Here is a 21,464-nt window from a genome sequence, read left to right on the forward strand (position 1 = left end):
AATTAAATGATGATAAGACCAGTTAGCACGACCAAATACTCTTCTATTGGTCCGTAAGTTACATTCTCGAAACAAAATAAACCGTTATATACGGTTCAGGTGCAAATACTTAGGAAAGATATAAAGAGGCGAAAAATTCCCTAATGGAAATCATTTTATCAGTTATTTACGAACTGTAGGCAGAGAATATGACTTTATATAATATTTTAGATAAGAAGTGTTGAATTTCTATAATAAATAATTAAAATTCATCAAATATAGAAATAGACATACAAAAACGCTATCCTTTCCTAATAATTCTACAGAAAGAATAGCGTATTTTTTCATTTTAGGGGGATTTTATTTTATAAGATTGATAGCAATATGATCCCCCTACAATACTCAATTTACCATAGCACAAATCAAGTTTTGTATTTTTTGATACCAATATAATAGATTATTTATAACTCAACCAAGCATCTGCCCAGTCCGCATGATCATTTCCATTACCGTTACCTGCATCGTCAACTACTAGTTTTAATTCTTTCTTACCAGTAAGATCAACATCAACAAATTTGGCTGGTGTATTATAATACAGTGTGCCGCTATTAAATACTTCCACTCCATCAAGTAATACTTTAAACACAACTGAACCACCTTTACCGCCAGATTCTTGATCAATTCCTACATATGAATTAAATCGTTTGTATGTTGCCTTTGATATATCATAGGTAACTTCTGATTTTGCATGAGTTCCGATCCCTTTTTTATACGTAATCGGCCCTGCCGTTCCGAGTAATGAGATTGGGTTTCCGTCGGTACTTTTATCCTTTTGAACTGTTGCCCATCCGGCAGTTGCTTTTATCCACGGAATATCACTAAGATAGATGCCGCCAGAAGCCACTTGCACTTTCGTTGAAGTCACGACCGAATTCCCCAATTTTACGGAGACTCCAACTTCTTTCATTCCTTTAAACTGAGTTGGCGGAGTGATAACAAACGAATATGTTTCTTCTCCTCCTGCCGGTAATTGAAAGTCCGTTGTTGATGGCTGCGCATTCCATCCTTCTGGTAATTGCAATTCAATTTTTCCAGGTGTCACTTTTTCCTTTATTTCATTTTGAACCTTTACTTTTAATGTAGTAGAACCACCTTCAACAATAATTGGATTTGGTTCTACCTTTGCCGAAATTAGCTTTACTGCTGGAGTAACTTCTATTTGATTGGATTTACTAACCGTCCCACTATCTGTGTTTACTTCCGCTTCAATAGCGTAATTGTTAGCAACTATATCAATTGGAACAGGTATATCCGCCTCAATTGTTTTAGACCCCCCTGGTTCAACGCCTTCAAAAGCTACCTTAATCGGTTTCATATTCCAGCTCTCAGGAGCCTTTACAACCACTTCCCCAGAAGAAGATTTCAATGTACCGAAGTTAGATAAATGAGCTTTTACCTTCACTGTATTTCCTGCAGTTACACTGTTCGTAGATTCTAAATCGAAACTGAGCATAGACTCAATTTTATAAGCTTTACCTTGTTCCGTTTTAAATGAAATTGTATCGCCATTCTTCGTAAATTGCACCGGTGTGTTCGTTCCAACTCTTGTTAAAGTAAATGGTGTATTGAACATCGGACTTTTTAACTTTACATCGTTTCCATGATCCGAAGTCACCTGAATAACTGTAGGAACGCCATTTTTCCAGTCCGCATTAATCGTAAATGCACCGCGTGCTCTTAGTCCTTTGTAAGAACCGTCCTTCCAAGCTCTCGGAAGTGCAGGCAATAGTTGAATGGAGTCGGTATGGCTTTGAATTAACATTTCAGCAATTCCCGATGTTGCGCCAAAGTTTCCGTCAATCTGAAACGGTGGATGCGTATCAAATAGGTTACTGAGCGTACTTCCCGTAAGTTGCCCTTGCAAAATTTTATAAGCATGGTCACCATCTAATAAACGTGCCCATAAGTTAATTTTATTCGCTTTACTCCAGCCTGTTCCCTCGTCACCACGATGGTTTAAAGTAACTTTAGCTGCCTGAAGCCATTCTGGTGTTTTGTAATTAATCATACTTCCTGGATATAGTGCCACTAGCTGGGATATATGCCGGTGCGTTTCACCAGGATCATCTATATCATCCTTCCACTCTTGCACCTGACCATATCTACCAATTTGAATTGGCGGGAATAATCGGTCCCTTTTCGCCTTTAACTCATCTCGAAATACATTATCAATCTGTAAAACCTCACTCGCTTCAATTACATTCGAGAACAATTCATACACTAACTGTTGGTCAAAAGCACATCCATTAGAAATACCACCAAGCTCCGGAGACCAGCACGGAGAAACAACCAACTTCTTATTTTGATCTTCGACTAAAAACTTACTATGAAACTCCGCCGCTTCTTTAATTATTGGATAAATCTTTTCTTTTAAGTATTGTTTATCATCCGTAAATTTGTAATGTTCCCAAACATTTTGACCAATGAAGGCATTCGCACTAGGTGCCCACCCCCAGCCTAATCCCCATCCAGGAGCGGTAAACCCAAATGGATTATTCATCGTATTAACGGTCCATCCGCCGCCTTTAACACCGAAATGTTTTTCAGCTGAAACTCTTCCTGGTTCTCTTAATGAATCAACATAATCCATTAATGGCAAAGCTGTTTCAGATAAATTCGTCACTTCTGCAGGCCAATAATTCATTTGCAAATTTATATTGAAATGATAGTCACTTTCCCACGGTGGTGTGTTCGAATTATTCCATACCCCTTGTAGATTGGCAGGAAGCGTTCCTGGTCTTGAAGAAGAAATGAGCAAATACCTTCCATATTGGAAGAATAGTTCTTCTAAATACTTACTGTTTTCTTTACTGTAAGATGCTAGTAGTTCATTTGTTGGAACAGATGGTTTTTCCCCTCCTAAATTTAAAGAAACACGATTAAATAAAGAGTGATAGTCTTTAATATGTGTATATTTTAAAACCTCATAACTCTTTTTAGAAATAGCGGCCATGGTTTTTTCAACCTTTTCATGTGGATCTTCCCCTTTATAAGCAGGGTATTTATTTTCATAATCAGTAGCCGCCGTCATAATAATTGTTAAGCTATCTGCATTTGCTACTTTAATTTTTCCATTCTCTGCTGTTAATGTGCCGCCCTCATTCAGTACTTTGAATGCTGCTTCATATTTCATTCCATTATTCGTTATTTGTCCTTTCATAGTGATTTTATTATCTACGGACGTTACTTCCCCTCCCTGTGCGCTCGTCGGTCTAACATCTAATGAAAGCTTTTTAGATTCACTAGCCGTTAAACGCATAACCATAACGCGATCAGGATAACTTGTGAAATATTCTCTATTGTATTGAACATCTTTATAATTATAGGAAACAGTAGCAATTCCCTCATTTATATTTAATTCCCTACGATAATTAGAAAATGAAGACGCGTCTGGCATATTAAAATCTAAGTATATATCTCCAAAATTTTGATAGGAACCAAACCCTTTTTCAAGACCTGTGAGAAATTGTGAAGATTCCTTTTCTGCTCCAGATTTATCACCTTTTGCTAACTTTTCCCTAATGCTACCTAAGTGACTCGCTGCCCCATCACGATTCCCGTAAGTATACTCACTCGTACTACTTGGTCCGCCAGTCCAAAGCGTTTTTTCATTAAACTGAATACGTTCTTGCTGGACTCCGCCAAAGACCATGCCACCCATATAACCATTCCCAATTGGCAATGCTTGTTTTTCCCAATCTTTTGCCGGTTGATTGTACCAAAGTGTTAATTTCTTTCCCTCTGGTTTTGGAGTTTCAATCGTAATAGGTGATGTTGCCTCTACCTTACTAAACTCTCCAGTACTTCCTAAAGAGAATAATAAAGTACCAAAAAGCACTCCCCCTGTTAATAAGTTTTTAAGTTTCAAATTTCCATCCCCTTTTGAAAAGCGAATGTAAAATATCCCCTTCTGCACATTGACTTATTCTATTCTCCCCATGAAATTCGCTATTCTTTTATATGGAAGTATAATAGGCAAAAAATATTCGCCTATTACACCTTTTCACAAGCGAAATACTTATCTAGTAAATGCTGCGGTTACGCCACCATCAACTGTAATCATACATCCAGTTGTTTTATCTGCCTTTGAAGAGGCAAAGAAAGCAATGGATTCAGCAATGTCTTTCGAATAAATATTAACCAACAATGTTGTGCGTTTACGGTAATGCTCTTCTAACTGATCAGGCTCGATACCGTATGCTGCGGCACGTTCTTCACGCCATTTTGAACCCCAAATAGCTGATCCTTGCAGAACCGCATCTGGAAGAACTGAATTTACACGAATACCATACTCACCGCCTTCAGCTGCAATACATCTTGCTAAATGTGTTTCAAGTGCTTTTACAGAACTATATGCCGAAGCGTTTTTCCCTGCGTACACAGAATTTTTCGATCCGACAAATACCATATTTCCGCCAATTCCTTGCTGTTTCATTTGCTTGAACGCTTCACGTGCCACTAAGAAGTATCCCGTTCCAAGCACGTTCATATTTAAATTCCATTCCTGAAGCGTTGTTTCATCAAATGGACTAGATGTCGCAAGTCCTGCATTGTTTACGATACAATCAATGCCTCCGTAAGCAAGAGCTGCCTGCTCAAATGCCGCCTTCACTTCTTCTTCTTTTGTTACATCCATTTTTACCGCGAGCGCACGACCTTCGCCATACTTCTCGTTAATTTCAGCCGCGACTTTTTCTGCTCCTTCAAAGTTCAAATCAGCAAGCACTACATGCGCACCTTCTGAAACGAGGCAGCGTCCTGTTTCACTTCCGATTCCGCCAGCGCCACCTGTAATAAAAGCAACTTTACGAGAAAATTCCGCTTCAGCTGGTGCTAATGATAATTTATATAGCTCTAACGGCCAGTACTCAACATTGTAAGATTCATTTTCATTTAGAGAAACGAAATGTCCAAGTGTTGTGGAGCCTTTCATTACCGAAATCGCCCTATGATACAGCGCACCACTTACCTTTGACATCGCCACATTTTTACCGGTATTCACCATACCGATACCAGGAATTAAAATAACGCGAGGTGCAGATTCAAACATTTTGTCTCCTTCGTATTTGTTACGTTCAAAGTAAGCTTTATACTCTTCTTTAAAGCTTTCCACACCAGCTTTCATTTTCTCTATTAATCCGTCCGTGTCTTTCGTTTGCGGATCCCAATCGATATAAAGAGGACTGCGCTTTGTATGAACTAAATGATCAGGACAAGCCGCTCCAACTTGCGAAAGCTCTCGTGCATTGTGGCTGTTTACAAATTGAAGTACTTCATCTGCATCATCATAAGATAATAGCATTTTCTTTTCATCGCTAACTGCCCCGCGAATAATCGGCATTACTTTTGCAAGAATACTTCTACGCTCTTCTACTGAAAGTGCTTCATATTTTTGACCTCCAAATACAGTACTTTCAGTCACTCGCTCATGAATATATTGTTCTGCCTCATTAATGACAGCAATCGTTTTTTCATAACTCTCCTTCGCCGTATCTCCCCAAACGACTAATCCGTGTTTTTCCATTAACACTAGTTCAGCATTTGGATTATTTTTCACTCCTTCTGCAATCATTTTAGATAACGTAAATCCAGGGCGCACATACGGAACCCAAACGAAACGATTACCATAAATTTCCTCCGCAATTTGTCTTCCATTATGTGCGCAGCAAAGACTAATAATGGCATCTGGATGTGTATGATCCACATGTTTAAAAGGTAAGAAAGCATGCAATAACGTTTCGATAGATGCACGTGGATGTTTGTTGTCAATCATACAATGCGATAAGTACTCTACCATTTCTTCGTCTGGCATTTCTTCACGCTCAATTAATAAACGAATGTCTTCCATTCTTAAACCAGTAAAGTTTTGTGCTTTCATAGTCGCTAAATCGGATCCACTTCCTTTAACCCACATGACCTCTACATCATGACCACGAAAATCCTTTTCAAATGTCTTTACCGATGTGTTTCCACCGCCCCAATTACATACTGCACGGTCTGTTCCAATTAAATTCGAACGATAAACTAATTCGTCTACTCCTTGCGATAATTGTGATGCCTTTGTTTCGTTCCATAAGCTATTAACCATATTCTTACCCCCGTTATTTTTTATTGTTCTATTATTTCAGATACTAAAATAGTGTGTATCCGTATGTTCAAGAGTTTCATATTACTTGCGATTCTTTTAAGTACTACAATTCATTTACATGTAAAGTACTTTCATTCCAATGCGGAAAAATATGCTCTATAGTACCCCCCGATATACAATCAGGGGATCTTTTCATTAATGGTATAATGGGCCAAAGTTTTGGCAGGCGCGGTAATCTGCTGCTTCTGGATCTTTTGTTCCGAACATTCCCCACGCACTCGGTCTAAAGATTTGCTCCTCTTTGACGTTATGCATATTTACAGGGATTCTGAGCATCGAAGCAAGAGTAATTAAATCGTTGCCAATGTGTCCGTAACTTATTACACAATGATTGGCACCCCAATTATTCATTACGGTGTAAACATCCTTAAAGGCACCTTCTCCTGTTAAATTTGGCACAAACCAAGTTGTTGGCCAAGTTGGATCGGTTCTCTTATCCAATATGTCGTGAACCTCTTCTGGTATTTCAACCGTATAGCCTTCTGCAATTTGTAAAACCGGACCTAATCCTTTAACAAGGTTGAGACGGGCTGCTGTTACAGGCATATTTCCCTTCGTTAAGAAATCACTCGAGAATCCACCTCCGCGGAAATACCCTGTTGAAGCCGGTCTCCAGGAAGTAGCTGCCAAACAGTTTTGAACTTCTTCCTCCGTAATTTCCCAAAACGGTTTTATAACAGGCTTTCCATCTTTCGTTTGTTGTCCTGTACCATCAAGTGCAGCTGAACCGGAGTTAATCATATGAATAAATCCATTTGCTGCCAATCCTTCAAGTTTATGACCTGTCACACGTTCTACTGCCTCCGGGCTCCAATACGTTCTTACATCCGCAAAAACTTGAGCCGTATTTGTTAATAAATGACCAAATAGCATCGTGACTCCATTTAAACTGTCATTTTCAGTAGCCATAATGTATGGCGGACGAATTCCATTCCAATCAAAGGAGGAATTTAAAATTGTTTCCATAAAATCACCATTCGGGAAATGATCCGTCCATTGACGCTGACCTTGGAAGCCTGCAGAAATGGCGTTGTATCCTAGCGCTTCCTCACCATAGCCAAGTTCCTCTAATTTTTGATTTCCAACCATAAGATCTCTTGCAATTAACGTCATTTTGACGCTAGTTTCCCAATCTTTATTCTTTTGCTCCCTTGACCTTTGCATGTCTTCCGTATTATTATCTTGGCCTTCTAGGCAATACTCTTTTACCCAGTTTAAAGCCATTTCATATTCTTCCTTATCATAAATCTCTTCATCTATCCTTCTTACGAATTCAGACATGTCAATGTATTCATTTCTCATTCCTAAATAATCCTGGAAAAATTCAGGTTGGACTGTACTACCGGCAATCCCCATAGATACAGACCCCATCGAAAGATACGATTTCCCTTTTAGAGCGGCAACAACAAGACCAGACTTTGCAAATTGAAGTAGTTTTGCCTGCACATCCTCAGGAATGGATGTATCACTTAAATCTTGCACATCTTTCCCGTATATTCCGAAAGCCGGAATACCCTTTTGATTGTGGGCGGCTAGGACAGCCGCAAGATACACTGCCCCTGGACGTTCTGTTCCATTAAATCCCCATACTGCTTTTGGAATGTCGGGATTCATATCCATCGTTTCAGAACCATAGCACCAGCATGGTGTAACAGTGATAGAAACACCGACTCCCTCTCTTGCAAATTTTTCAGCTGCTTTAGCCGACTCAGCCACACCACCAATACATGTATCAGCAATGACACATTCTACTGCTTCCCCATTATAGTGACGCAAATTTTCAGTTAATAAGTTCGCTACCGATTTTGCTAGATTCATCGTCATATCTTCAAGAGATTCACGTACACCATTTCTTCTCCCATCAACAGTCGGTCTTATACCGACTTTTGGTAATTTATTGTAAAATCTATTATGAACAGTTTTCATTTTAAAACCCCTTTTTCATTACATTTTGGTCAATTATTTCGATAAAACGGCCGTATGCTTCCTGCCATTCTGATTGATTTTGAGGTTGATAATGTTTAACAGGAAACGAACTTTCAACAATTTCTCTACCTTCCTTTAAATCTTTTATTTTCCCAAGTGCAATCCATTGCGATAATGCATTTCCAATCGCACTCGCTTCAACCGGTCCTGCTATAACAGGGCGGTTTGTCGCATTTGCGGTAAATTGACAAAACAAATCATTTTGAATGCCACCACCGCCCATATGGATAACCTCTATCGATTTTCCAGTTAAAACTTCCAGTTTCTCTAAGACCCACCTGTACCTGAGTGAAAGACTCTCCAAAATACAACGAAGGAAACTTCCTTCCGTTTCAGGCGGTTGTTGACCACTCTTTATACAGAAATCCCGGATTTGTTTTGGCATGTTTTCCGGATTGAAGAAAGAAGGATCATCTGGGTCTATGAAATGTGTAGATGGTTTTGTATTTCGAATCAACTCTGCCTCTTCTTCGTAAGTAAAAAGCTTACCTTCTCTTGCCCAAACCGCTCTACATTCTTGAATGAGCCATAATCCCATAATATTTTTGAGCAGCCGAAACTCGCCATCTGCTGTTCCTTCATTTGTAAATCCCCATTCCAAAGCCCGTTCATTTATTACTGGTTCCTTTACTTGAACGCCCATTAAGATCCACGTACCGCAGCTCATAAATACTGAATTTTCTGATTTTATAGGCAATGCTGCAAGAGCACAGGCAGTATCATGTCCCGTTCCAGCAATAACCTTAACAGGCTGTATGCCAAATTCGTTATGAATCGAAGAAAGAGTCGGACCAAGAGTCGTTCCTGGCATCACAATATTTGCCATGATTTCTGTAGGAAGGCTTAGCTCGGTCATAAGGGCAGTATCCCAATTACGCTCATGAATATGAAATAACGATGTCGTTGTACTGATCGTATATTCATTCGCCTTTACACCGGAAAATAAATAACTCAATAAGTTTGGTGTTAATAAAAGAGTTTTTGCCTTTTCCATTAAATCTGGGTTATTCTTTTTTATCGTATACAGCTGGCAAATCGTATTAATTGCTGCCGGTGTAACTCCCGAACGAGAGAACAAAACATCCCGTGGAATGACTTCCGTGATTTCCTTTAGGCTATCATTTGTATGCGGATCTCTATAAGAATACGGATTACTAAGCAATTCACCTGTTTCAGAGAGAAGTCCGAAATCAACTCCCCACGTATCGATAGACAAACTTTCAATCGACTTATGTCCGTTTCTAATACTTTTACCAATTCCATTCTTCATCTCCTGGAATATCCTTAAAATATCCCAATAATAATGACCTGTTACGTAAACAGGACGATTGGAGAACCGATGAACCTCTTCAAGATAAAGGCGTTTCCCATCAAATCCACTTACCATTAAACGCCCATTGGATGCCCCTAAATCAAAAGCCCAAACTTTTTCCATTCATTCACACCCTTCGGAAACATTTCAACTACTCCGCATCTTTTAGTAGTTTTAATCTATATTTCTCGGAAGAAAGATTTCTTAACTCGTGACATTCTTCCTCTGTAAGGACTCTTGGTACTCCTACTGTCGATGCAATCGTATATACCTTTGCCGCTTCCTCTAGAATTTGCAGAAGAAAATATGCTTCTTTCATCGTTTTACCAACCGTCAGTACGCCGTGATTTCTCATTACCACTACATCATTTTCCTCAATTACGCCAGATACTGCATTAGCCAATACTTCTGTAGTCGGAATCATATAGTCAAGGTAAGCGACGCTTTGAATCATTGCCGGAAAATCTGGGAATAGACTCGGAATCGTATGGCCAGTACATGATACACCTACCGAATAGCTTGGATGCGCATGTAAAACAGCTGTTATATCAGGACGTTTACGAAAACATTCCAAATGCATTAAAATTTCAGAGGATGGTTTTAAATCATCCAATATCTCACCGGTTTCAATATCGACACGTACCCACTCGTCGTCTTCTATCTCTTGCAAATCAAAACCGCTAGGGGAAATATACATAATATTTCCATCTCTCATACTCAAATTTCCACCTGCTCCTACAACAAGACCAGTTTGAACAATTTTATGTGCATATAATTTTAAATCATTTATTACATTGGACAATGTTATACACCTCAGTTTCTATCTTATTTGTATTGCTAGTTTCGTTTTATATTTTATTGATATAGAACTTCCTTAATTTTTGGATCATCGATGTTCTTTTTATCGTACCAATAGAAACCAGTGTCGATTGTTTTTGATACTTGTTTCCCATCTAAGTTTTCAACAGCAGCTTTCACAGTTTCATAACCAATTCCAATTGGGTTTTGTGTAATCGCACCTGCCATTACTCCGCTCTTAATTGCATCAATTTGTAGTTTACCAGAGTCAAAGCCAACTACTACGACACTCTTTTTGTTCAATTCTTTAACAGCATTTACTACCCCAATTGCAGAACCTTCATTTGTACCGAAAATACCTTTTACATTTGGGTGTGCTTGCATAATTGCTTTAGCAGCGTCAGTCGATTTTAATTGATCACCGCTACCATATTGAATATCGACAATTTTGATGTTCGGATATTTTGATTTGATTGTATTTACAAAACCATCTCGGCGTTCAACACCTGTTTTACTTGTCTGGTCGTGAGCAACTACTGCTACTTCCCCTTTTTCACCAATTAAACCAGCCATTTTCTCAGCTGCAAGAGCTGCTGCCGCTTTATTATCTGTTGCAGCTGTTGCTACAGGTATATCTCCTTCAACACCTGAGTCAAATGCAACAACCGGAATTTTTTTGTTTTTTGCTTGTTCTAATAAAGGAAGAGCAGCTTTAGAGTCTAATGCTGCGAAACCAATCGCATCAGGTTTTTTATCAAGTGTGCTACGTAGCATTTCAACTTGTTTATCAACCTGTGCTTCCGTCTCAGGACCTACAAATGTAATATTGACCTTATATTCATCTGCTGCTTGCTCAGCCCCTTTTTTAACCGCCTGCCAAAACTGATGCTGGAACCCTTTTGAAATGATCGCAACATAGCGCTTACCGTCATCTTTTGCAGGAGCACTACTATCCTTACTTCCTGTGCTTGCATTGTTTGAAGAACACGCCCCCATAAACATTGAGATTGCGAGAATTGACGATAAAACGATGCCTTTTTTTGCTTTTTTCATCTAAAATTCCCCCTATATATTGTTTTATTTAAAAACAGTATCACCGTTAATTCTTTGCTTTTTTGTTTCGCAACACATCTGCGTAAACTGCTAATAAGATAACAGCCCCTACAACTACTGTTTGCCATTCTTGAGGCACTGAAAGGATTTGCAGACCATTTGTTAACACACTCATAATCAATGCACCAATCACAGTACCAAGAATTGTTCCTTTACCACCACTTAAAGAAGTTCCTCCGATAACTACTGCTGCGATTGCTTCCAATTCATATCCTGCTCCTAAAGCAGGCTGAGCAGAATTTAAACGAGATGCCATTATAATCCCTGCAACACCAGTAAAAACACCTGCAAGCATGTAGATAATTATTTTCCACTTATCTACATTCACTCCAGAAAGACGAGTTGCTTCTTCATTGCTTCCTAGTGCAAATGTATACCTTCCGATTATCGTTTTATTTAAAATTAAGCTTGCGAAAATGGCCATTCCAAAAAAGATGAAAACAGCATTCGGAATAGCAAAACCAGGAATAATAGAACCCATCGCAATTTTGTTAAAACTCGGTATAGAAGTGAAATAGATTGGAGTCGCTTTCGAAATAACAAGTGCCAATCCTTTCGCGATCATCATCATCGCTAACGTTGCAATAAATGGTGGAATCTTCAATTTTGCAATCGCAGCTCCAGAAATCAAACCTACTACGGCACCAATTAAAATACCTCCGATAACAGCTACCCAAACCGGTAAACCTAAGTTGACAGCAAAAACGCCTGTCATAACCGAAGACAAAGTCAGTACGGTTCCACATGATAAATCAATTCCACTTGTAACGATAATCATCGTTGCCCCTAAAGCAAGGATGCCTGTAACAGCTGTCGATAGAAAGATTCCTATAATGTTATCAAATTGCAGAAAATTAGCTGAAGCAATTGAAAAAATGAAAACAAGTACTATTAAGCTTGCAAATGCTAGAAGCTGCTGAAGAGCATTTGAATTAATCCCTTTCCTCATCTTCCCTTCAACTGGAAACTCGACTGCCTTTTGTATTTCCATTCCTGTTCACTCCTTTATCATCCGTTAATATTCATTACATAATTCGTTTTGTGGCAAGAGTCATAATCGCTTCTTGCGATGCTTTTTCATCATTTTTCAATTCTCCAGTTATCTTTCCTTCACACATGACAATTACACGGTGACTTATCCTTAATATTTCAGGAAGTTCTGAGGAGATCATAATGATAGATTTTCCTTGCTCAGCTAATTCATTTAGTAACTTATAAATTTCATCTTTTGCCCCGATATCAATTCCACGTGTAGGCTCATCGAAGATTAAGATATCTGAATCTCTAGTCAACCACTTGCCAATAACTACTTTTTGTTGATTCCCTCCTGAAAGATTTTTCACTAATTGATTACCTGACGGTGTTTTAATTTTTAACCTTTTAATTAATTCCTCAGACTGTTGATCAATTTTAGAACCATGCATCAAGCCAAGAGGTTTTACATAATCTTTCATGGATGCCATTGCAATATTTGTTTTGACATCCATCCCAATTAGAAGCCCAAACTGTTTTCGATCTTCGGACAAATAGCCAATTCCATGTTGTACTGCATCAGTCGGACTTTTTATACTCATCCTTTTTCCATTTATGAAAATCTCCCCTGAGTCTAATGGATCTGCCCCAAATATGGCACGAGCTACTTCCGTTCTTCCAGCTCCCATCAATCCAGCGAAGCCAACGATTTCTCCTTTATACAGCTCAAAACTTACATCCTTTATCGTGTTCCCTCTCTTTAAACTTTTTACTTCAAACACTTTTTCTCGCGTTTTCTCTTTCATTTCTGGTTTTTGATTGTTATCAATTTTTCTTCCAACCATCATAGAAATAATTTGTTCAATCGTTGCATCTTTCGTGTTCATCGTCCCTACGTATGTACCGTCTCGCATAATCGATACACGGTCCGTAATTTTCTTTAGCTCTTCCATACGGTGAGAGATATAAACAATTCCTACACCGTCCCCCCGTAATTTCCGAATCATAACAAACAATGAATCGATTTCAGTATCCGTTAAGGCTGCGGTTGGCTCATCCATAATCAATACTTTTGAATCAAAGGAAAGAGCTTTAGCGATTTCCACCATTTGTTGTTTCGCAACTGTCAAATCACCTACTAATTCCCTAGGATCTAGTTTAATGTTTAACCTTTCAAATAATTTTTTTGCCCTGTTATTCAATTCTTTTTCATCCAAAAAAAGATTAAATAAACCTTTAGGTTCTCTTCCAATAAAAATATTTTGGGCAACTGTTAAATGCGGAGCTAAGTTAAGTTCCTGGTGAATAATGCTGATTCCAAGTCTTTGTGCTGCTTTTGTATCTGGAACCTCTATTTCTCTTCCTTCGTACGCAATCGTTCCAGTATCTCTTTGATAAATCCCTGTTAAAATCTTCATTAATGTGGATTTGCCAGCTCCATTCTCACCCAAAAGTGCGTGAACTTCGCCTTTTTCCAATTCAAACTTCACATTAGAAAGCGCTTGCACACCAGGGAACGCTTTACTAATTCCATCCATTTTCAGTAGCAATTCATTCATCCCATCACCTACTACCCTATGATTTTTTAAATGAAACAATATATGAGTTTAATACTGTGCTAATCGGTAACCACGCCCTTTTTTAAAATCATATTGGCATAGAGAGCACTCTCACTCGTTGCAACAATTGCATAAGCCTTCCTTGCTCTCTCATAAAATGCAAAGCGGTCAATCATCTCAAAACTATCAAAATGAGTATCATATTTTTTAATCACCGCATCATACGTTTCCCAAATGGAGGGCGTGGTAGGATCCCCTTTTACAACCTTCATTAATGAAACAGAATGATTGCTATACGTATCGAGTGGAAAGAATTGCAAAATTGCCTGTAATACTTCAAGAACTCCATGCCCTTCACATCGAATGAGCTTCGCCCCGCAAGAGGCAGCGGGGAAATTTCCATCCGCTAACACAATCTCATCCCCATGCCCCATTTCTAAAAGAATTTTCATTAAATCTGGACTAATTATTTTCGGTATTCCTTTTAGCATTTCTATCTCCCTTCCGATTTTTATCTGAACGAAAATCATTATTTCTAATCGTTTTAACTACGTACACTCTGTGCATCTATTAGTAATTTCGGTGTAAATATTTCATTAAAAGGACCTTCTTCATTGTTTAAACGCTTTAGTAAAATATCACCTACTCTTTCTCCCATTTCATATGGTTTGTGAGCTACTGATATAATCCCAGGTGCTCGTAATAATTGCGCTGCTTCCACATCACCAAAAGAAGCGATCACAACGTCCTCTGGTATTGAGTATCCTCTCCTCGTTAATTCAAGAAGAACACCGAATGCCATTTCATTGTTCAAAGATAGAATAGCTGACGGTTTCTCAGTAAAATTAAGAAAATAATCAACTGCTTTCATTCCACCCTCTCTAGTGAAAGTGCTATTAAACGTATAGTTTTCATCTTCCTGAATCCCAAACTCTTCCAAAGCTTTTTGAAATCCTTCATAGCGCTCTTTACCTGTACTTACGTTCAACAATCCATTCACAAGACCAATCGATCTATGACCCTGTTTTAAAAGATAGCTCGTTAATGTATAAGCACTTTCAAAATTACTTTCTATAACCGAATCTAATTTTGAATCTCCAATCTCAACAGTCCGATCAACTAAAACAATCGGTACACCGGCTTGATGAATACTTCTTACTCTTTCTTCACAACCTCCAGCAGTCGCCAACACAATCGCATCTACCCGTTGCTCCACTAGTAGTTGCAACAATTTATCCTCTTTTTTAGGATTTTCATGACTGCTACAAAAAATAAGGTTATATCCCTTTTGCTGCACAATATCTTCAATCGCCTTTGAAATTGTCATGTAATACTGGTTTGTGATATCTGGAATCACAACACCAATCGTGTATGTTTTATCTTGCTTTAGACTTCTAGCAATCGCATTTGGTTGATAATTAAGTTTTTTCACAGCTAAATAAACACGATCTTTTATGTCGTCACTTACAAATCCACTTGCGTTTAACACCCGAGATACTGTAGCTGTAGACACATTCGCTTCCATTGCAACATCTTTAATTGTAGACTTAGCCATTTCATCACTCTTTCTAAGTTTTCAAGAAATCGTTTACTTCAGTTTCGCTTAAACCCTTAATTCATCCATGTAAACGATTACTTAGTAGTTTACATGGATAATAATAATTTAATTTTCGAAATATTTCAACACTTTTTTAAAACATTTTTTTCACAAAAATACGCCTATACATCAGATAACCTGTTAAACGTGAATGAAATCATTTTTTTATGATTACATGGGCTTTTTTAGACCTATATTCTATAGAAGAAATGCCGTAACATCGTTCTATTAGGAAGATTCGTAGTACATAAAAAGAAAGAGCCTACTCGTGTGAGTTAGCTCTTTCTCTACTTATCAATAAAGACAATCTTTCTCCTCTTATCTTATAAACTTTCAAATGTTCTTCTAATTCTCTCTCATCACTTAATAGACTCATCGTCTTTTTAACAAAATTCCAATTCAAACTACCCGATAGCCATAATAACGAAGAAAGTCTTTTATAATCATTTGAAGTTAAAATGTTATTAGCTTTATACCCTTCTAAAAATGCTCTAGCAACTTCCGGACATACTTTATGCGACTGTATTCCTTTCGTTCGAGAGTACCATTTTATTAAAAAGGCTAATCCTTCAATGCGATCTACATATCCAATCGATTCAAAATCTATAATTCCTTTTACATATTGATTTGAGTTCCATATAACATTTAAAGGATTTAAATCTGTCTGTACAATAAACTCTAAATCACTCGTATGTGCGCATTTTATATGATACTTAACGAGATCTATATACCCTCTTAATTCCTTACATATACCGCTCTTATTTTCTAATAGCTTTATAAACTCATTATATCCATCTAAATGTGATTTCTTTTGAAAAATCGGGCTTTGAAATGTACTAGAAAGGTCATGTATCTTTCTTGCTTCCCTTCCAAAGACTTCTGCCATCGTTTCTGTACAATGAGTAATATGTTCCCCATCAATCCAAGTAGACAATACAAACCGGTACTGTTCATCATTCCAAGTGACTAATGTAAATGACTCTCCCGCCCTATTCTCCTTAATCTGCATAAATGGAATTCCATACTCTCTTAAATAATACGTAAACCGTACTTGCTCTTTCAATTGTTCATTTGATAAAGTCCCAAAGGCCGGATTGATTGTTCGCTTGCTATTCATCAACCGTGCGGAATACCGATTTCCATTTACGATGATTTTATAATGCAAATCTGTATGCCAACTGTTCTTATGTAATTCTTCTTCCACTATTAGTGAATGAATTTCTTTAAAATAATTCATTACTACATTTCTTATTATGTGTTTCACCCTATTCCCCTTTCATGCAAAAATTCATTTTTATACTTCCGAATAAAAACCTTTTAAAGTAAGGATTATTAAGATACACTTAATTTATTCAAATAAAGAATCATATCCTACTGTGGAGTAATAATAAAGTTATGTAATTTTGCCGCCAAAATCACAGTAGCCTTCTATCTATGTAGATGAAAGAAGACTGCTAAATCTTTTTAAAAATCTAGTTATTTCATAGTGAATGTATTTTTGATTAAATAATAAATTTGTTTAATACAAGTACTAAATAAGAAAAATTAACCGTCATAATGAAATTAACAAATTGAGTATTTTCATTTAAACTTCATAAAACTCAAATATATTTTTTTCTAAACATGTTGTTTCATCGGAAGTTTTGATAATGATATCAAAACGCTGACTATACGAATGCATAAATACTTCATATTGAATCCGGCGTTCTTTATGAGACTGCCTTAAATAATTTATATCAGCTCCCCTTTCAGCTATATCACGGCTTGATCTTCTCATTAGTTCCGTTTCGCCATCTGTATAAAAATAAATTTTCAAATCAAATAAATCAGGATTAATAAATGCGGCGCTCATTCCCTCCACAATCGTTACTTTATTTTTCGAAGAAATCAACTTACTTTTCATATAATGCGTATCTATCGTATAAAAATCTAGCCCAGCTCTAACCATCTGAATATCTCTTTCTAAAGCTGCCAAATGGTGCGCTGCTGGATGACAAGCTGTCATTTTATAACGATGATTTTCATTTTGATATGTATAATGAATCACTGCATGCTTACGGATATCCGAACTAACAATGTAAGGATCTGTATTAATATAATTTACTTCATTTTGATTTAGTAGGTTTACGAGTCTATTAGCAAACGTTGTTTTTCCAGCTGCACCATGTCCTGAAATACCAATAACAATTTGTTCATCGCTCATCCTTAACCAATTTATGATTTCTTGTAACAACTTATCCATCATTCTCCCCCTTGCGCTAATATACTACCCTTTATTTTAATATCCGAAAATCCTTTTATTTAATTATACATAAAAAGAAAAAGATAGTGTGATTTTTCATCATACCATCTCTAATTCTAAACAACTTTATTATCTTTTAAATGACTTTATTATTTGTGAACACCTACATGATTAAATACATTTCTAACTTTATCAATTCAATAGAATATCCTCTATTTTTCGGTAATTTATGCGAACCAATGCAGTCATGACTAATAAAGGAAAGAGCCAATCTCCTATACGATAGAAGATTGGCTCTTTCCTTTATTTACTCCCCTGTTTCAGAAAATCGCTTTATACGTTCTCCAATTTCATCGCGAACACGTTGAAATTCAGACCATTCTTTTCCTGCTGGATCATCAAATCCCCAGTGAACACGATTAACGTGAGGAGGTGTCGAAGGACAAACAGAATCCGCATGGCTACAAAGGGTAACAACTAAATCAGCGTTATTTAAAATATTTACATCAATTATATCCGATGTTTGATTCGTTATATCGATATTTACTTCTTTCATCGCTTTAATAGCATTTGGATTTACTCCGTGTGCTTCGATTCCTGCAGAATATACATTCCACTTATCGCCTAAATATTGTTTGCCCCATGCTTCTGCCATTTGGCTTCGGCATGAATTTCCTGTGCATAAGAAATAGATTGTCTTTTTGTTTTTCATGTTGTTTTCCGCCTTTATTTTTAAATTATACTGGTTGATCATTAAAATATTTACGCTTAAACCAAAAAGCAACGTTTACAAGTGCAATCATTACAGGTACTTCAACTAACGGCCCGATAACAGCTGCAAATGCTGCGCCTGAATGAATACCAAACACACCAACTGCTACAGCAATTGCTAACTCAAAATTATTACTACCTGCTGTAAATGCTAACGTTGTAGTCACCGGATAGTTTGCACCAATTTTTCTTCCCATAAAGAAAGAAACAAAAAACATCACAATAAAATAGATTAATAACGGAATTGCTATTCTTACTACATCTAGTGGTACGCTAACAATCATTTCCCCTTTTAAAGAGAACATAACGACGATTGTAAATAATAATGCAAGTAATGTAAGTGGACTAATCTTAGGTATAAACACCTTTTCATACCATTGTCTTCCTTTTAACTTAACGAGTACAAAGCGTGTCAACATACCTGCTATAAAAGGAATTCCCAAATAGATAAATACTGATTTCGCTACTTCTACCATTGTAATATCGACAATAGCCCCTTCAATTCCTAACCATTCTGGAATGACTGTTACAAACACGTATGCATAAACGGAGAAGAATAACATTTGGAATACCGAGTTAAAAGCCACTAAACCTGCCGCATACTCTTTATCCCCATCTGCAAGATCGTTCCAAACAATTACCATTGCAATACAACGTGCTAAACCAATCATAATGAGCCCGACCATGTATTCTGGCTTATCTGGAAGAAAAATAATTGCTAAAACAAACATAAGTACAGGGCCAATAATCCAGTTTTGCACTAAAGATAAAACCAATACTTTTACATCTTTAAATACCCGGCCCATTTCCTCGTAACGAACTTTCGCCAACGGTGGATACATCATGACAATTAAACCGACAGCGAGCGGGATGGACGTCGTTCCAACTTGTAATGTATTTAGTCCGTCTACTACACTAGGAAACACAAACCCTAAACCAATCCCAACAGCCATAGCTAGAAAAATCCATAATGTTAAATATCGATCTAGAAAAGATAAACGTTTCATTTTATTTTCCATCTCCTATTAACAACAAGAATTTTTATCTACTACGTTAGAAGTCGTGCAACAAGATGGATCTTCAATTTTATGAACATCACTTTCTGCTTTTGTATAAAAGAATTCCCACTCGTTACCATCAGGATCCGTTACCCAAAACTTATCTTGAACTGCATAGCAACAAGTTGTATCCATCTCATCACGCGCAAAGAACCCTTCTTTTTCTAATCTTTCTTTATGTAACGTAATCTCTTCAGCTGTATCCACTTGGAAACCGAAATGATTTACCTGATTTCCCTTCACTTCATCTCGTACGTTCAGCGTGAAATTAAGTCCTGGCGTCTCTAATAAAAATTTTGCATAATCTACTTTCACCTTAACTGGTGACACACCAAATACCTTTTCGTAGAATTCGATAGACTTCTCTAAATGCGTAACATTTATACCAACATGAACATATCTCATAGCTTATTCCTCCTCTTTATATGTTATTAATCAATTTTTTTTGATTAATAGTTTAAAATTTTAACAACAGCTACCTTTACCTGTTTTTCTAAAAATACAGCACAATTCTTCTGATAATAAATTATTTACTTCCGCATCATTTAAATCATAATAACTCCACGTGCCTTTTGTTTCTTTTACAATTAAACCTGCATCTAATAAAATCTTTAAATGATATGACAACTTAGATTGCGTCATTTCAAAAATCTCTGTTAAATCACATACACACGTCTGGCCTCGCTGACAAAGCTCATACATAATCTCTAAACGCTTTTGATCCGCCAACGCTTTAAACTTTTTTTCATAGAGCTGAAAATCTTGTGCCACCGTAGTTCACTTCCCTTCATCAACTTTTTTTGATATTTATAGTATATACGCTGATTAATTTATTACGCAACTAATTAATCAAATTTTTTTGATTTATAAAAACTTCCTCACATCATATCTTTGCTACAACTAAAAAGGACCATAGCCTTTTCAAAAATAAAAAACTATGGTTCTTTTTACAACTTAATAGTTACAATATTTCCGAGGAATGGAGTCTCTATAACTGTTTTAAATTTTAATTTGACCATTATAGAGTAGTGTCCCATCACCATCAAGCTAAGAAAAACAAATACCCCCAAATGAAAAAAATCGATATAACTCTTCGGCAAATAAAGATAACTCTTGTTTTTCGTGCATATTCATAAAAAGCACGTCACCCTTTCTCATTAACATAAGAGAATAGTAATGTGCTTTTAATTTCAAAAATAGTCTAAATCCTTAAGTTGATGGTTGTGGAGCGGGACCCCAATAAGAACGGTATCTAAGGTTGTATGAGAGGTGTTAGTTCCATTCCAAGGGCCTCAGCCGACGATTAACTCAAGTACCGATTTCGGATGACCCCCATGTGATGAAGTTCGTGTCCTGCGATGCCGTACGCGAGGGCGCGCGCCGTAATGCTTAGGTTGTTGGCTGTGCCCTTTCGGGTCCACGCCTCCGCCGGTAGCCCGCGCAGCAATGTGATCGTTGATTGCCGTACGGCCCGGTAGTCTTCGGCCAATTGCTCGGTTGTCCAGCTTCCGAAAGGAGGCATGAACAATTCCTGATCGAAACCAGTCAGAGACGTCTGGTCCCCTCTTGCGAACCGAAGCAGGCGGTAGGTCATGACGCGTTCCGCGTCTGCAATGTGGCCCACGACTTCTTTCAGCGTCCATTTTCCTTCCGCATACCGATACGCGTACTGACTTTCGGTCAACGATGCCAGGAGCTCGATCATTTGCTTTTCCTGGGCGAGCAGAATGTCGATGATATTACCGTCCGGCACCAAACGGATATATTCGCCGGAGTCCCCGGCGTATTCTTCTTCTGACGGTCTTTGATTCATGCGTAGTCACCTCTTATATGTAGATATAGAAAATTATAGCACTCGTCTATGTCTAA

17 protein-coding genes are annotated in these 21,464 nt (G+C 37.4%); all 17 read right to left on the reverse strand.

Going from position 1 to position 21,464, the window contains the following annotated elements:
* Window positions 1–436: 436 nt before the first annotated feature.
* A complete protein-coding gene (locus MKX37_RS15140) occupies window positions 437–3,907 on the reverse strand; it encodes a glycosyl hydrolase family 95 catalytic domain-containing protein (protein ID WP_078422129.1) in 3,471 nt (1,156 codons plus the stop codon).
* Window positions 3,908–4,057: 150 nt separating this feature from the next.
* Window positions 4,058–6,127, reverse strand: a complete 2,070-nt coding sequence (locus MKX37_RS15145) for a bifunctional aldolase/short-chain dehydrogenase (protein WP_078422128.1) — start codon at window positions 6,125–6,127, stop codon at window positions 4,058–4,060.
* 195 nt (window positions 6,128–6,322) lie between these two features.
* Window positions 6,323–8,113, reverse strand: a complete 1,791-nt coding sequence (locus MKX37_RS15150) for an L-fucose isomerase (RefSeq protein ID WP_078422127.1) — start codon at window positions 8,111–8,113, stop codon at window positions 6,323–6,325.
* Window position 8,114: 1 nt separating this feature from the next.
* The gene (locus MKX37_RS15155; RefSeq protein WP_078422126.1) at window positions 8,115–9,608 is read right to left on the reverse strand and encodes a rhamnulokinase; all 1,494 of its coding nucleotides are present in this window, start codon (window positions 9,606–9,608) and stop codon (window positions 8,115–8,117) included.
* Window positions 9,609–9,636: 28 nt separating this feature from the next.
* Entirely contained in the window at window positions 9,637–10,287 is a 651-nt protein-coding gene (locus tag MKX37_RS15160) for a class II aldolase/adducin family protein (protein ID WP_078422125.1), read from the reverse strand.
* A 53-nt stretch (window positions 10,288–10,340) separates the two neighbouring features.
* Window positions 10,341–11,336 carry an ABC transporter substrate-binding protein gene (locus MKX37_RS15165; RefSeq protein WP_078422124.1) on the reverse strand — a complete coding sequence of 332 codons (996 nt, stop codon included), beginning with the start codon at window positions 11,334–11,336 and terminating at the stop codon, window positions 10,341–10,343.
* Window positions 11,337–11,382: 46 nt separating this feature from the next.
* Window positions 11,383–12,387, reverse strand: a complete 1,005-nt coding sequence (locus MKX37_RS15170; protein ID WP_176126843.1) for an ABC transporter permease — start codon at window positions 12,385–12,387, stop codon at window positions 11,383–11,385.
* Between the two features lie 34 nt (window positions 12,388–12,421).
* Window positions 12,422–13,927 carry a sugar ABC transporter ATP-binding protein gene (locus tag MKX37_RS15175; protein WP_078422123.1) on the reverse strand — a complete coding sequence of 502 codons (1,506 nt, stop codon included), beginning with the start codon at window positions 13,925–13,927 and terminating at the stop codon, window positions 12,422–12,424.
* Window positions 13,928–13,986: 59 nt separating this feature from the next.
* Window positions 13,987–14,418, reverse strand: a complete 432-nt coding sequence (locus MKX37_RS15180; protein ID WP_078422122.1) for an RbsD/FucU family protein — start codon at window positions 14,416–14,418, stop codon at window positions 13,987–13,989.
* 53 nt (window positions 14,419–14,471) lie between these two features.
* The gene (locus MKX37_RS15185) at window positions 14,472–15,482 is read right to left on the reverse strand and encodes a LacI family DNA-binding transcriptional regulator (protein ID WP_078422121.1); all 1,011 of its coding nucleotides are present in this window, start codon (window positions 15,480–15,482) and stop codon (window positions 14,472–14,474) included.
* Between the two features lie 304 nt (window positions 15,483–15,786).
* On the reverse strand, window positions 15,787–16,788 hold the full coding sequence (locus tag MKX37_RS15190) for a phosphotransferase enzyme family protein (RefSeq protein ID WP_078422120.1): 1,002 nt from the start codon (window positions 16,786–16,788) through the stop codon (window positions 15,787–15,789).
* Window positions 16,789–17,109: 321 nt separating this feature from the next.
* Window positions 17,110–17,766: a uridine kinase family protein gene (locus tag MKX37_RS15195; protein ID WP_078422119.1), complete on the reverse strand. Its 657-nt coding sequence runs from the start codon at window positions 17,764–17,766 to the stop codon at window positions 17,110–17,112.
* 307 nt (window positions 17,767–18,073) lie between these two features.
* Complete coding sequence (gene arsC / locus MKX37_RS15200; protein ID WP_002128037.1) at window positions 18,074–18,478, reverse strand: arsenate reductase (thioredoxin); 405 nt, start codon at window positions 18,476–18,478, stop codon at window positions 18,074–18,076.
* Between the two features lie 25 nt (window positions 18,479–18,503).
* Window positions 18,504–19,544 (reverse strand): ACR3 family arsenite efflux transporter, encoded by a 1,041-nt coding sequence (gene arsB, locus MKX37_RS15205; protein ID WP_016120475.1) that lies wholly within the window; start codon window positions 19,542–19,544, stop codon window positions 18,504–18,506.
* A gap of 18 nt (window positions 19,545–19,562) precedes the next feature.
* A complete protein-coding gene (locus MKX37_RS15210) occupies window positions 19,563–20,000 on the reverse strand; it encodes an ArsI/CadI family heavy metal resistance metalloenzyme (RefSeq protein WP_033730770.1) in 438 nt (145 codons plus the stop codon).
* Between the two features lie 60 nt (window positions 20,001–20,060).
* Window positions 20,061–20,366, reverse strand: a complete 306-nt coding sequence (gene arsR, locus MKX37_RS15215) for an arsenical resistance operon transcriptional regulator ArsR (RefSeq protein WP_000046014.1) — start codon at window positions 20,364–20,366, stop codon at window positions 20,061–20,063.
* 532 nt (window positions 20,367–20,898) lie between these two features.
* On the reverse strand, window positions 20,899–21,408 hold the full coding sequence (locus MKX37_RS15220; RefSeq protein ID WP_078422118.1) for a DinB family protein: 510 nt from the start codon (window positions 21,406–21,408) through the stop codon (window positions 20,899–20,901).
* Window positions 21,409–21,464: the final 56 nt, after the last annotated feature.

The sequence above is a fragment of the Bacillus sp. FSL R5-0709 genome, assembly GCF_038004785.1.
In the GTDB taxonomy this organism is placed as follows: Bacteria; Bacillota; Bacilli; order Bacillales; family Bacillaceae_G; genus Bacillus_A; species Bacillus_A mycoides.

Bases quoted from the DNA above. Each gene is read 5' to 3' on its own strand.
- MKX37_RS15145 (WP_078422128.1), bottom strand. From the start codon at position 6,127: ATGGTTAATAGCTTATGGAACGAAACAAAGGCATCACAATTATCGCAA.
- MKX37_RS15150 (WP_078422127.1), bottom strand. From the start codon at position 8,113: ATGAAAACTGTTCATAATAGATTTTACAATAAATTACCAAAAGTCGGT.
- MKX37_RS15155 (WP_078422126.1), bottom strand. From the start codon at position 9,608: ATGGAAAAAGTTTGGGCTTTTGATTTAGGGGCATCCAATGGGCGTTTA.
- MKX37_RS15165 (WP_078422124.1), bottom strand. From the start codon at position 11,336: ATGAAAAAAGCAAAAAAAGGCATCGTTTTATCGTCAATTCTCGCAATC.
- MKX37_RS15170 (WP_176126843.1), bottom strand. From the start codon at position 12,387: ATGGAAATACAAAAGGCAGTCGAGTTTCCAGTTGAAGGGAAGATGAGG.
- MKX37_RS15175 (WP_078422123.1), bottom strand. From the start codon at position 13,927: ATGAATGAATTGCTACTGAAAATGGATGGAATTAGTAAAGCGTTCCCT.
- MKX37_RS15180 (WP_078422122.1), bottom strand. From the start codon at position 14,418: ATGCTAAAAGGAATACCGAAAATAATTAGTCCAGATTTAATGAAAATT.
- MKX37_RS15185 (WP_078422121.1), bottom strand. From the start codon at position 15,482: ATGGCTAAGTCTACAATTAAAGATGTTGCAATGGAAGCGAATGTGTCT.
- MKX37_RS15195 (WP_078422119.1), bottom strand. From the start codon at position 17,766: ATGGATAAGTTGTTACAAGAAATCATAAATTGGTTAAGGATGAGCGAT.
- arsC (WP_002128037.1), bottom strand. From the start codon at position 18,478: ATGAAAAACAAAAAGACAATCTATTTCTTATGCACAGGAAATTCATGC.
- arsB (WP_016120475.1), bottom strand. From the start codon at position 19,544: ATGAAACGTTTATCTTTTCTAGATCGATATTTAACATTATGGATTTTT.
- MKX37_RS15210 (WP_033730770.1), bottom strand. From the start codon at position 20,000: ATGAGATATGTTCATGTTGGTATAAATGTTACGCATTTAGAGAAGTCT.
- MKX37_RS15220 (WP_078422118.1), bottom strand. From the start codon at position 21,408: ATGAATCAAAGACCGTCAGAAGAAGAATACGCCGGGGACTCCGGCGAA.